Genomic DNA, 12,125 nt, shown 5'->3' on the forward strand with positions numbered 1-12,125 from the left:
CACGGTGCGTCCTCTTCGCTCGGCACACTGACCGCATGACGATCACACACGAGCCCCATCCCTTCACGGTCCGCGTCCCCTCGGCCGAACTCGACGATCTCTTCGCTCGCGCGAGCGCGACTCGTCTCCCGGATCCCATCGGCGACGACGACTGGAGTACCGGCGTCCCCGTCTCCGTCCTCCGATCGCTCCTCGCCAGCTGGAGGGAGGACGTCGACTGGGGTGGCCTCGAGGCGCGGCTCGCCGCCATTCCCCAGTACCTCACGGAGATCGACGGCCAGCGCATCCACTACGTCCACGTCCGATCGTCGCGGCCTGACGCCACACCCCTCCTCCTCTGCCACGGTTGGCCCGGCTCGTTCCTCGAGTTCCTCGACCTCATCCCCCTGCTCACGGAGCCCGACGACGCTGGCGCGCGGGCGTTCGACGTCGTGATCCCGAGCGTGCCGGGATTCGCGTTCTCCATGCCACTGCAGGGGACCGACTGGACGACGGAGCGCGTCGCGGGAGCCTTCGTCGAGCTGATGGACGCCCTCGGCTATGAGCGGTACGTGGCGCAGGGCGGGGACTACGGCGCCGGCGTGGCGCCCGCGATGGGTCGACTCGATCCTGAACATTGCGTCGCCATCCACGTCAACGGGTCGATCGGCGCACCCACCGGTGAGCCCGACGAGGACGAGATCGCACGGTCGACGGAGATCGAGCGCGACCGCTACCGCCGCGTCGGGGAGTTCATGGCCGAGGAGTTCGGCTACATCTCGATCCAGTCCACACGACCGCAGCTCATCGGCACCGCCCTCACCGACAGTCCCGCCGGGCTCCTCGCGTGGATGCTCGACAAGTTCCGCGCATGGTCGTTCCCCTTCGACGCGGAACCGGACGGCCGGATCGGGCGGCGGAGGATCCTCGAACACGTGTCGCTCTACTGGCTCACACGGTGTGCGGGGAGCGCGGCCTTCACCGTGTACGCAGCCGACGCTGGAGCGTGGGGAGCAGCGTCCGAGCGTCCGACGCAGCCGGTCGGCGCGATCATGTTCGCCCACGACATCGGGATCCGGCGGCTCGCGGAGGCCGAGTATCGGGTCGTGCACTGGACCGAGGTCGACGACCGGGGCGGACACTTCGCGGCGATGGAGGAGCCCGAGATGCTGGCCCACGACATCCGCACCTTCCTCGACGGACTGGACTGAGGCCCTCTGTGCAGCGATCCACAGACCGCGGGAACGACGAAGGCCGGCCCCATCGGGACCGGCCTTCGTGACGTTCGCGAGGTGGTGACTACCAGCTCGACTTGGTGATGCCGGGCAGCTCGCCTCGGTGCGCCATGTCGCGGAAACGCACACGCGAGATGCCGAACTTCGAGAGGTGGCCACGGGGGCGACCGTCGATCGCGTCGCGGTTGCGGAGGCGGACCGGCGATGCGTTGCGCGGCAGCTTCTGCAGGCCGAGACGAGCGGCCTCGCGGGCCTCGTCGGTGGCGTTGGGGTCGACGAGCGTCTTCTTGAGCTCGAGACGCTTCGCGGCGTACCGCTCCACGATGACCTTGCGCTGGTTGTTCTTGGCGATCATGCTCTTCTTGGCCATGGTTTAGCGCTCCTCTCGGAAATCGACGTGCTTGCGGATGACGGGGTCGTACTTCTTGAGCACGAGACGGTCGGGGTCGTTACGACGGTTCTTCTTCGTCACGTAGGTGTATCCCGTGCCTGCCGTCGAACGGAGCTTGATGATCGGACGTACGTCCTGCTGCTTCGCCATTAGATCTTCTCCCCACGTGCGAGGACGTCCTTCACGACGGCTTCGATGCCACGGGCGTCGATGACCTTGATGCCCTTGGCGGACAACGTGAGGGTAACGTTACGACGAAGCGACGGCACGTAATACGTCTTCTTCTGAACGTTCGGGTCGAAACGACGCTTGGTGCGCCGGTGCGAGTGCGAAATGTTGTGTCCGAAGCCGGGAACGGCTCCGGTCACCTGGCACACTGCTGCCATTGGTTATCTCCTGTCGATACCGCGGAACGAGTGTTCCGCCCAAGATCTCTTGTCGGCGCGACTCAACCCCCGATGGAACTGGGTGGGAGTTGTCACGCGTGCATGGACGAAAGGAGTTCGTCCAGCCAAAGGTCAATGTTACACGACGCGGGTCCGCGGCGGAAACGGCGTCACCTCCGCCTCACCGCGACCGCCTCGAGGGTCATCGAGAGGTGAGGCGGGTCTGGAAGACGCAGCCGGGCACCCCAGGACTCTCCGATGAGCCGCCAACCGGCGGACTCGAGCCCCGCCCGACGCGGGTCGGTGGACATCATGGTCTCTGTGCGGGGTTCCATTCCCTTCAGTCTGCCCACCCCTGACGTGATGGCGCACCTCCGGTGCTCATCCAGTACGACTCCGCCTCCTCATCCGGTGCGGGTGAGGGGTGGTCCGGTGCGGGTTTTCGTCGTGTGGGTCCATTCCGGGTAACCCGGCCCGCGGACGTGCGGGACTCCATCCGGCATGGAGAGTCGCCAGGGTCCGCGGTCGATGTTCTGGTGATGCCCCCAGCACAACAGGACTCCGTTGTCGGTGTGGGTTTGGCCGCCATCACGCCACGGGACCACATGGTGCACCTCGCACCAACCGGCGGGGTCGTGCAGCCGGGGATGACGCACCCGCCATCGCGTGCGGTGATCGCCCGGCGTTGGGACGCGGTGAAGCAACGCTGCACGGATCCGAGGGACAGGATGCGCCGGTGCGGGTTCATCGTGACGGTCTGGATGCCCCGCGAGTCGATCAGCTTCTCGATCACGTCGACGGAGATCGGAGTATCGACACCGTCGATCGTGCCGACACCACGACCGGAGTCGAGTGCCGTCTGCGTGACGGTGACGGTGATCGCGGGAGCGGCCCCGGTCAGTTCAGGTGCGTCTCTCACCCGCGATGCGGCGCTGATGATGTCGGCCAACGTGTCGTGGCGACGCTGCGCCGGAGAGCGGTCATCGACGTGCTCGACAGGTGCGAACGGGTCCGTGGACGCTTCCGGATCGCCGAGGGGCCCGGAGCCGTCCGTGAACGAGACCCTCCGGACGTGGGCGTCGATCAGGCGCTTCAGGCCCGCGCCGATCTCCAGTGTGAGCAACCCATGAACGGGGATGAGGCCGTCCCTCGTCTCAGGTCCGATCGTGAAGCGTCGCTTCCGCCGCGCCAGTTCCTCCCGCGGCCGGACCCCGTCGGGATCGATCGCCTCGATGAACAGTTGCGCCTGCCCACGGACCAGGTCCGCTCGCAGCGGCGGGTGATCCGCGGATCCGACAGCGAGTTTGACGAGGGCCTCTTCCGCCTCCGCAACGACGACCGGATCGACCCGCGGCGAGACCCCATCGAGGGCGTCGGTGAGGATCGTCGCTGCATCGAGTCCGAGGTTCCCGGCGGACACGGCCCCCGAGATGGCGGGGTGCGCTGAGCCCGTCTCCGCGCCGACCAGAGACAAGCCGGCGTTGAGCTTCACGCCCAACCGGATGCGTCGCTTCGCATCCCGATCCGACAGCCCCGAGAGCGTCGCGACGGCATCGACGGCGGACGCATACCCGAGCGCGGCGAGAGCATCGATGGGGCCGCCGGTTCGCTGCTCCGCATCCCCGGCCAAGGCGACACGGGCGGCGTCCACGAGACGGCCGAGACGCTCCACGTCGCGGACCATCCCCGTCCACTCGGAGGTCGACAACCGGCCGGGAACCAGGCCGGCGACAGGCGCGGTGAGGACCTCGGTCGCTACTGCGACCGCGTCCTGGAAAGCCGCGCCGTGGGTGGTCATGCGTCCAGTGAACACGACACCACCGACACTGACGACGGTATCCGGAAAAGGAGTCAGAAACTCGCGCAGATGTTCCCTGTGGACGACAGGCTACGGACCCGAGACAGCGGCCGCCGACCGGCGCGCTAACCGCACGGGAGACTCGTCAACCAGGGGCCGGGAATGCGCCGGACGGCGATACGTTGGTCTCCTCGTGCACACCCTCGACGGAACGGCCCCATGACCTCGACAGACGCGCAGGTCGGCTTCCGCTCCGACCGCGGCCCCATCCTCATCGCGCTCATGCTCGCGACGGGGCTCATCGCCATCGAGTCGACCATCATCGCAACGGCGGTGCCGTCGATCGTCGACGACCTCGGCGGCTTCGCGCAGTTCCCGTGGCTGTTCTCCATCTACCTCCTCGCGCAGGCGGTCTCCGTGCCGGTCTACGCGAAGCTCGCCGATACGATCGGCCGCACGCCCATCATCCTCACGGGCATCGGCCTCTTCCTCCTCGGCTCGATCCTGTGCGGTTTCGCGTGGGACATGACGTCACTCATCGTGTTCCGCGCCGTCCAGGGCCTCGGCGCCGGCGCCGTCCTCCCCGTCTCCGTGACGATCGCCGGCGACATCTACTCGGTGCGGGAGCGGGCGAAGGCGCAGGGCTACCTCGCAAGCGTCTGGGCGATCTCCTCCGTGGTCGGACCGACCCTCGGCGGCCTCTTCTCGCAGTACCTCGACTGGCGCTGGATCTTCTTCGTCAACATCCCCCTCTGCCTCCTCGCCGCGTTCATGCTGAAGCGCAACCACAAGGAGGACATCGAGCGGACGAGCCACCGCGTCGACATCGCCGGCGCGACCGTGCTGACCGTGGCGCTCACTCTCCTCATCCTCGCCGTCCTCGAGGGCGGCAACGCCTGGGCGTGGAACTCGTGGCAGAGCATCGGCTCGTTCGCCGTCGGCGCGCTGCTCCTCGTGGTCTTCGGACTCATCGAGCAGCGTGCGGCCGAACCCGTGCTGCCGCTCGCCATCTTCCGCCGCCGACTCATCACGACGACGTCGCTCATCTCCCTCGGTGTGGGCGCGATCCTCGTGGGACTCACGTCGTTCGTGCCGACCTTCCTCGAGGTCTCGGCCGACGCGACGCCGCTCATCGGCGGGCTCGCCGTGGCCGCGCTCACGCTCGGCTGGCCGATCGCGGCATCGCAGTCGGGGAAGATCTACCTCCGGATCGGCTTCCGCCCCACCGCGCTCATCGGACTCGGCATCGCCGTCGTCGGCGCCCTCATGCTGTGGTCGACGGCCGGGACCCCCAACGCGTGGCTCGCCGCGGCGGCGTGCTTCGTCGTGGGTCTCGGCCTCGGTCTCGTCGCCACGCCCACGCTCATCGCCGCCCAGTCCTCCGTCGACTGGGAGGAGCGCGGCGTCGTCACCGGCACGAATCTCTTCATGCGATCCATCGGCAGCGCGGTGGGCGTCGCGATCTTCGGGGCCATCGCCAACTCGATCATCGCGCGCACGGGCGGCGAGGAGTCGGCGAGCGCGGTCCAGACCGGGTCGAGCGCGGTGTTCCTCGCCGTGGTCATCGCGGCGGTCGCGACGATCGCGGCCGGAATCGTCATGCCGAAGGTGAAGGCGCCGCAGGCCTGATCAGCCCAGCCCGCCGCGCCGATCGGCTCAGCCCGCGGTGTACTCCTCGACGGAGGGCGCGGCCGGCGTGCCGGTGACGAGGCAGGAGAAGACTCCGTCGTATGTCGTACCGTCCTCGCCCTTCACCTTCCCGATGAGGTCGACGATCCACTGCTCGCCGTTCTGACGGGCGACCTCAGGATTGTAGGCGTTCCACGTGGAGGCGTCGGGGTCGAAGCCGTCAGCGGCCGTCTTCTCGCGGTGGTAGGCGACGCACGCGGCGTATGCGGTCTCGCCCGTCCAGGACGCACCGGGGGCCGGAGCCGTCGAGGACGGCGTCGCGGTGGGCGTCGCCGTCGGTGTGGCGGACGGGGTCGGTGCGGGCGACGTGGCCGACGGGGTCGGACTGTTCGTCGACGCGGTCCCCGCCGTTCCGTTCCCGCACCCGGCGAGCGCGAGCATCGCCGCGAGCGCCGGAATCACGAGCATCGTGCGCTTGTCCATGAAGACCCCCTGAAAGTCTCGTCGCGGCGTGAACGCCGCCTCCCCAGGGTAACGAGCCGCCCGTCAGTCCGTCGGTGGACGCGCGCACCACGGCAGGTCGAAGCCGTCGACCGATGAGCGCACCTCGGTGCTCGCGCGGTCGATGATGAGTGTCGAGACCCCGCGCGGCATCGGCAGGATCGGGTAGAGGTCGCTCCCGAGCTCGGCCTGGTCCTTCGCCTCGAGCACGGCCACGAACTGTGCGTTCGGCGAGACGCACACCTGGAGCACCGACGAGCTGCCGTCGTCGACGCTGTACAGCACCCTCGACGAGCCGTTCGCCACGAGGACCACCGATTGGGTGAGCGACCCCGAGGCGATGTCATAGTCGGAGTAGATGCGCACGTATCCGGTCGCGGAGAGGGAGACCAGCTCGCCTGGCGTCCCCGCGACGTCCGTCGGAACAGGGAACGGCGATTCCTCACCCGTCAGCAGGTCGACCTGCACGATGGCGTCGACGCGTTCCACGATCGCGACCTGCTCCCCCGCGACGAAGCCCTGGATCTGGAGCGCGTTGCCGAGGATGAGCGGGTCGCCCGGTGTGACGACGTCGGTGGCCACGAGCTCGTCGTCGAACGTGCGGAGCAGGACGGACGTGGTCGACGGCACGAAGGCCCACTGCGACACGTTCGTCTCGTCGGCTCCCGTCGCCTCCACCCGTGTCGGCTCGGGCCCCGACTTGAGCTGCACGATGTAGAGCCCGCTCTCGATACTCGTCGCAGTGCCGGCGTCCTGCGAATAGAGGAAGCCGACGAGGAACTGACGCGCGGACGACTGCAGCTGGTCGACGCGTCCCTCGCCGGGGAGCGGGATCTCGGTCTCCTCCCCGCCGCCGGCCGGGATCGTGAGGAGACGGGAGTGGTCGTCGTCGGTGATCTCGGCGACGACGATCGTGTCGCCCACCACCTCGAACTGCTGGATCCGGGGCGCCGCGTACACGGAGGTGGGGTCGGAGCCCGCGATGTCGGTCCTCACGATGTGGTCGTCGCCGGCGTCGTCGCGCTGGAGGACGTAGAGCGGCGGCTCCCCCGTCGTGAAGCTGTACTCGAAGGTGGAGAGCGGCGTCGACCCCGGCGAGCGGACGTCGTCGACGGTCACCGAGTAGTCGGTGTCGTAGTCGAGCACGGCGTCGAAGCGGACGAGGATCGACGTGCCCTCCGTCTGGATCGTGACGGGCGTCGCGGGCTCGATCGTGACGTCCTCCGGCGACACGTCGCGCACCGGGCGGTCGGCGTAGAGGATGAGACGCGCGCCCGAGTCGGCGACGGTCGACGGCACGTCGACGTCGACGCGCGCGAGCTGCGGACCCTGCAGGAGCCCCACGGCTCCGGCTCCCACGACGATGAGGAGGAGGGCGGCGATCGTGGCGGCGAGCGTCCGCCGGAACACCGAGCGTCGCCGTTCGGCCGAGCGGAGAGCGCGGCTCGCGCCCGCCTCCGCGCGGCCCGGGGCCTCAGTACTCATACGGGACGTCCGGCTCGGGCGTCGAATCGACCGACTCCGGAGCCACCGACACGGGGCTCGCGGCCGATGCATCGGGGGCGATCGCGAAGGCGCCGTCGACCGTCACCCACGAGCCCACCTCGAAGCGGTCCTCCCAGCCCGGTGAGTACACCGTGACGCCCACGGGCTGGGCGTCGATCGCGCAGTGGCTCACGACGAAGCGGGTGAGCACGAAGGAGTCCTCCGACTCCTCGCTCGCCGTGACGAAACCGATGCCGCTGAAGGGCGTCGCGATGAGACCCTCCGGGTGGGTGCTCTGGCGCAGGAGTGCCGCCCATTCCCGCAGTCCGTAGGTGGAGTAGTCGGCGTCGGCGGCGAGCTGCACGGTCTGGTCGACGGGTTCGGTGAGGAGACCAGCGGAGTTGACGTCGCGGATCTCGGCGACCGACGCACTGAGCGCTCGTGGCGGCAGCACGAGGAAGGCGAGCGCGAACACGGCGCAGAACGCGGCCGTGGCGGCGCCGAGCACGCCCGAGAGCACGCGTCGCGTCGGTCGCGGGTCGCCCGTGAGGGCCGACGTCGTGCCGTCGGCCTCGTGGACGAGGTCCTCGAGGTGCGGGTGCTCGTGCCCGCCGTCGTGCCCGTGAGCGCCGCGCGGGCGGGCGAGCACCGCGATGCTCGCGATGACGGCGATCGCCGACATCGCCACGATGAACGGCGTGTTCCCCGGATTCACGTATATCGCGAGCTGCCCCGTGGCGGCGAGCCAGAGGGCGCACACGCTCATCACGAGGATGAGGCCGGCGCCGAGCAGGCGCGATCCGCGCTCGGCCGTCTCCGGCTCGTGCTCGTGCGTCTCGGTGTGCCCGTGCGTCTCGGTGCGATCAGCCGACAAGGTTCACCACCAGACCCAGTGCTCCCGTGAACAGCACGGCGATGAGGGTGATCGAGGCGAGGGTGCGCGTCGTGAACGTGGTGCGCATGAGGGCTAGGAGCTTGACGTCGACGACCGGCCCGAGCACAAGGAACGCGACGATCGCGCCCGGGAGGAACGTCGAGCCGAAGCTCAGGATGAAGAAGGCGTCGACGTTGGAGCAGATCGAGATGACGACGGCGAGCAGCATGAGGGCCGCGACGGAGAGCACGGGGTTCGTGCCGAGCGCGACGAGCGCCGAACGCGGGACGAGCACCTGGACGGCTCCGGCGATGGAGCAGCCGATGATGAGCGCGGGCATGACGGCGCGCGCCTCCGTCTGGAACTGTTCGACGCTGCGACCGAGCCGCGTGCCGTGCGTGTGCTCCTCGCGGCGGCACGCCTCCTCGAACGCCGGCGTGAGAAGGGAGGTGGGCCGGGGGTGGCGGCTGTAGATCCAGCCGATGAGGTTCGCGAGCAGGAATCCGCCGAGGATTCGCCACACCAGGATGCCGCTGTCCCACCCGAACGCCGCGTGCGTCGTGACGATGACGATGGGGTTGAGGATCGGGGCCGCGATGAGGAACGTGATCGACTCCGGCACCGTGAAGCCGCGCATGATGAGGCCGCGCGCGAGCGGCACGTTGCCGCACTCGCACACCGGGAGGAACATACCGAGCAGGGAGATGCACGCCCGTCGGAGGAACGGCTGGCTGGGCAGGAAGCGTTCGATCACGCCGGCGGGCAGCCACACCTGCACGAGGATCGAGAGCATCACCCCGAGCACGACGAAGGGCAGCGACTCGATGAGCACGCTCAGCGTGAGCGTGAAGAAGTCGTTGAACGCCTGCGGGACGTCGAGCTGCTCGGGACTCAGCGCGCGGATCGCCACGAGGACGACGAGCACGATGCCGGCCCCGATCGCGGGGGTACGCCAGGACCCCGACGGGTTGCGGATCGTCGTTCGAGCGGCATCCGACGGCGGCACCGCTGTCGTGGTCGTTCTCGAGGGATCGGCTGGCACCAGTCCAGGGTAGCCGCCGTGAAATCGATTCTCACCGAGAGCGGTGGTCGACGGTGCCAGCTTCCGCTCGCCGCGCACCTGCGGCCGGTATGCCGTCCGTCAGACTGTCTGCATGGAGTTCTCCGTCACCGATATCGCTCTCCCCGTGAAGGGGACCGCGGCTCACTCCTACCCGGGAACGCTCACCGCGGCGGGTGCCGGGCTCGTCATCGCGTCGTGGCTCGAAGGCACGCAGGCGGATCGCTTCGGCGTCCTCGATACCGCGACGGGAACGTGGCGTCGGGGGATGGGTGTCCGCGGTCTCGTCTCCGATGCACGTGTCATCGAGGAGCGGGACGTGCTCCTCCTGCTCTGCTCGTTCGGGCTCGTCGAGCTCGACCTGTCGAGCATGCGCCCCGTCCGCACGCTCAGGAAGGGCCTCGGTCCCTACAAGCGTTCGATGGAGACGATCGCTCCCGGAGTCGTGGGCATATCGAACCGATATGGCCGCGCCGTCACCCTGGTGTCCACCGAATCCCTAACCATCCTCGGCACTCTGCGGACGGCCGCCCCCAACGTTGTCGTCGACCGCGGCGGAGACACCCTTCTCCTGAGCTTCGAGTCGGGCACGGCGCGCGCCGTGTCGGACGGCGCGCTCGCGGGAAAGCGCATGACGATCCCCGTCTCGCCCTCCGCTGTCGTCGTCGGCGGGCGGGTCGCCTACGTTCCGAGTGGTGTCGAGTCGCGTCGGCCGGGAGAGGATCACCTCCAAGCGCCGATCGTTCAGAGGGCCTCGGGCCCTATCGATCCGTTCGAGTCCCGCTTGTACCCCGAGGGGCGCGTAGCGTGGCTCGACCCGGCATCGCTCCGGGTGCTCAGCGTCGGGCCGGATCTGGGCGTCCGTCGAGTGATCACCCGCACGGACGACGGCCTGCTCATCGCGACGACGGATGCCGACTGGACCGCGCCCACGTCCGTGCTGATCTTGGACCGCGACGCGGAACGCGTGCTCTACCGGTATCCGCTCTCGCACGGGATAGCGAGCTCGGCGCACGTCGCGGGAACGACGTACCTCGACTCCGGCAATGCGCGTGACCGGCCATACATCACCGCGCTCACGGGGAATGCGCCGACTCCGACGCCCCACTGACTGACAATTTGTCACTCCCACTGCACCTCGACTCGACAAATCGACATTGTCAGGACAAATCGATCTCGTTAGCGTTGTCCCTGACGCGATCAGCGCCCGACGCCTCCCACGCGAGAGAGATCATGACGACCGACACCCCCACAGACCTCCCCGTCGTCCCCCACTGGATCGACGGAACGGAATCCCCCTCGACGAGCGGGCGCACCGCTCCCGTCTACGACCCGGCGCTCGGCGTCGCGACGAAGCACGTCGCCCTCGCCGACCAGTCGGAGATCGAGAAGGCCATCGCGTCGGCGCACGCCGCGTTCCCCGCGTGGCGTGACATGTCGCTCGCGAAGCGGCAGAGCATCCTCTTCTCGTTCCGCGAGCTCCTCAACGAGCGCAAGGGCGAACTCGCCGAGATCATCACGAGCGAGCACGGCAAGGTCGTCTCCGACGCCCTCGGCGAGATCGCCCGCGGACAGGAGGTCGTGGAGTTCGCGACCGGCCTCGCCCACCACCTCAAGGGCGAGTACTCCGAGCAGGTCTCCACGGGCATCGACGTCTACTCGACGAAGCAGCCCCTCGGCGTCGTCGGCATCATCAGCCCCTTCAACTTCCCCGCCATGGTGCCGGCGTGGTTCTTCCCCATCGCGATCGCGGCCGGCAACACCGTGGTGCTGAAGCCGAGCGAGAAGGACCCGTCCGCCGCCATCTGGATCGCGAAGCTCTGGAAGGAGGCCGGCCTCCCCGACGGCGTCTTCACGGTGCTCAACGGCGACAAGGAGGCCGTCGACGGTCTCCTCACCCACCCCGACGTGCGCGCGATCTCTTTCGTCGGCTCAACGCCCATCGCGAAGTACGTCTACGAGACGGGCACGGCGCACGGCAAGCGCGTCCAGGCCCTCGGAGGCGCGAAGAACCACATGCTCGTCCTCCCGGACGCCGACCTCGACCTGGTGGCCGACAGCGCCATCAACGCGGGCTTCGGCTCCGCCGGCGAGCGCTGCATGGCGATCTCCGTCGTCGTGGCGGTCGAGCCCGTCGCCGACGACCTCATCGCGAAGATCAGCGAGAAGATGTCGACCCTCACGGTCGGCGACGGCCGCCGCTCGTGCGACATGGGCCCGCTCGTCACCGAGGTGCACCGCGACAAGGTGGCGTCCTACATCGGGATCGCGGAGGAGGACGGCGCGAGCGTCGTCGTCGACGGCCGCGGCATCGAGGTGGACGGCGACCCGAACGGCTTCTGGCTCGGACCGACGCTGCTCGACAACGTCCCCACGACGTCACGCGCCTACACGGAGGAGATCTTCGGACCGGTGCTCTCGGTCGTGCGCGTGCAGTCGTACGAGGAGGGCGTCGCGCTCATCAACGGCGGCGCGTTCGGCAACGGCACCGCGATCTTCACGAACGACGGCGGCGCGGCCCGTCGCTTCCAGAACGAGGTGCAGGTGGGCATGATCGGCATCAACGTGCCGATCCCCGTCCCCGTCGCCACGTTCTCGTTCGGCGGCTGGAAGGACTCGCTCTTCGGCGACACGAAGGCCCACGGCGCCGAGGGTGTGAAGTTCTTCACGCAGCAGAAGGCGATCACCTCTCGCTGGCTCGACCCGTCCCACGGCGGCATCAACCTGGGCTTCCCCCAGAACTGACCCCCTCCGGAAGCCCCTCCCCTCACCCCAAAAAGATCGCGA

The 12,125-nt window shown here is 68.7% G+C and carries 13 protein-coding genes and 1 pseudogene; 4 read left to right on the plus strand and 10 right to left on the minus strand.

Translation table 11 applies throughout. The annotated features are described in order from the left end of the window. Nucleotides 1-35 precede the first annotated feature (35 nt). The gene (locus CLV49_RS03965; protein WP_106562372.1) at nucleotides 36-1,190 is read left to right on the plus strand and encodes an epoxide hydrolase family protein; all 1,155 of its coding nucleotides are present in this window, start codon (nucleotides 36-38) and stop codon (nucleotides 1,188-1,190) included. A gap of 88 nt (nucleotides 1,191-1,278) precedes the next feature. Here the strand turns inward: CLV49_RS03965 and rpsN are convergent, their stop codons facing one another. From rpsN to CLV49_RS03985, 6 genes and pseudogenes are all read right to left on the minus strand, one after another. Then, entirely contained in the window at nucleotides 1,279-1,584 is a 306-nt protein-coding gene (gene rpsN, locus CLV49_RS03970; RefSeq protein WP_106562373.1) for a 30S ribosomal protein S14, read from the minus strand. Nucleotides 1,585-1,587: 3 nt separating this feature from the next. Next, nucleotides 1,588-1,755, minus strand: a complete 168-nt coding sequence (gene rpmG, locus CLV49_RS03975) for a 50S ribosomal protein L33 (RefSeq protein WP_022897487.1) — start codon at nucleotides 1,753-1,755, stop codon at nucleotides 1,588-1,590. Beyond that, nucleotides 1,755-1,991 (minus strand): 50S ribosomal protein L28, encoded by a 237-nt coding sequence (rpmB, locus tag CLV49_RS03980; RefSeq protein WP_106562374.1) that lies wholly within the window; start codon nucleotides 1,989-1,991, stop codon nucleotides 1,755-1,757. Before rpmB ends, rpmG begins: the two co-directional genes overlap by 1 nt. A 170-nt stretch (nucleotides 1,992-2,161) precedes the next feature. Further along, a complete protein-coding gene (locus CLV49_RS18270) occupies nucleotides 2,162-2,326 on the minus strand; it encodes a hypothetical protein (RefSeq protein WP_158261899.1) in 165 nt (54 codons plus the stop codon). A 69-nt stretch (nucleotides 2,327-2,395) separates the two neighbouring features. Next, nucleotides 2,396-2,647 (minus strand): HNH endonuclease, encoded by a 252-nt coding sequence (locus CLV49_RS18660; protein ID WP_425319796.1) that lies wholly within the window; start codon nucleotides 2,645-2,647, stop codon nucleotides 2,396-2,398. Between the two features lie 17 nt (nucleotides 2,648-2,664). Beyond that, nucleotides 2,665-3,789: pseudogene (locus tag CLV49_RS03985) on the minus strand (DUF222 domain-containing protein); the annotation flags it as partial. A gap of 219 nt (nucleotides 3,790-4,008) precedes the next feature. Between CLV49_RS03985 and CLV49_RS03990 the strand changes: the two are divergent. Beyond that, nucleotides 4,009-5,418, plus strand: a complete 1,410-nt coding sequence (locus tag CLV49_RS03990) for an MDR family MFS transporter (protein ID WP_106562376.1) — start codon at nucleotides 4,009-4,011, stop codon at nucleotides 5,416-5,418. Between the two features lie 27 nt (nucleotides 5,419-5,445). On the opposite strand, the gene CLV49_RS03995 is transcribed toward CLV49_RS03990, so the two are convergent. From CLV49_RS03995 to CLV49_RS04010, 4 genes are all read right to left on the minus strand, one after another. Further along, nucleotides 5,446-5,901, minus strand: a complete 456-nt coding sequence (locus tag CLV49_RS03995; protein ID WP_106562377.1) for a hypothetical protein — start codon at nucleotides 5,899-5,901, stop codon at nucleotides 5,446-5,448. Between the two features lie 63 nt (nucleotides 5,902-5,964). Continuing rightward, on the minus strand, nucleotides 5,965-7,404 hold the full coding sequence (locus CLV49_RS04000) for a hypothetical protein (protein ID WP_106562378.1): 1,440 nt from the start codon (nucleotides 7,402-7,404) through the stop codon (nucleotides 5,965-5,967). Next, nucleotides 7,394-8,278: a TIGR03943 family putative permease subunit gene (locus tag CLV49_RS04005; RefSeq protein WP_106562379.1), complete on the minus strand. Its 885-nt coding sequence runs from the start codon at nucleotides 8,276-8,278 to the stop codon at nucleotides 7,394-7,396. The genes CLV49_RS04000 and CLV49_RS04005 overlap by 11 nt, the downstream gene beginning before the upstream one ends. After that, entirely contained in the window at nucleotides 8,268-9,320 is a 1,053-nt protein-coding gene (locus tag CLV49_RS04010; RefSeq protein ID WP_424978772.1) for a permease, read from the minus strand. Before CLV49_RS04010 ends, CLV49_RS04005 begins: the two co-directional genes overlap by 11 nt. Nucleotides 9,321-9,432: 112 nt before the next feature. Between CLV49_RS04010 and CLV49_RS04015 the strand changes: the two genes are divergently transcribed. After that, on the plus strand, nucleotides 9,433-10,449 hold the full coding sequence (locus tag CLV49_RS04015) for a hypothetical protein (RefSeq protein ID WP_127054454.1): 1,017 nt from the start codon (nucleotides 9,433-9,435) through the stop codon (nucleotides 10,447-10,449). A 122-nt stretch (nucleotides 10,450-10,571) separates the two neighbouring features. After that, on the plus strand, nucleotides 10,572-12,083 hold the full coding sequence (locus CLV49_RS04020; protein WP_106564869.1) for a CoA-acylating methylmalonate-semialdehyde dehydrogenase: 1,512 nt from the start codon (nucleotides 10,572-10,574) through the stop codon (nucleotides 12,081-12,083). Nucleotides 12,084-12,125 lie beyond the last annotated feature (42 nt).

It is taken from the genome of Labedella gwakjiensis, assembly GCF_003014675.1.
GTDB classification, from domain to species: Bacteria; Actinomycetota; Actinomycetes; order Actinomycetales; family Microbacteriaceae; genus Labedella; species Labedella gwakjiensis.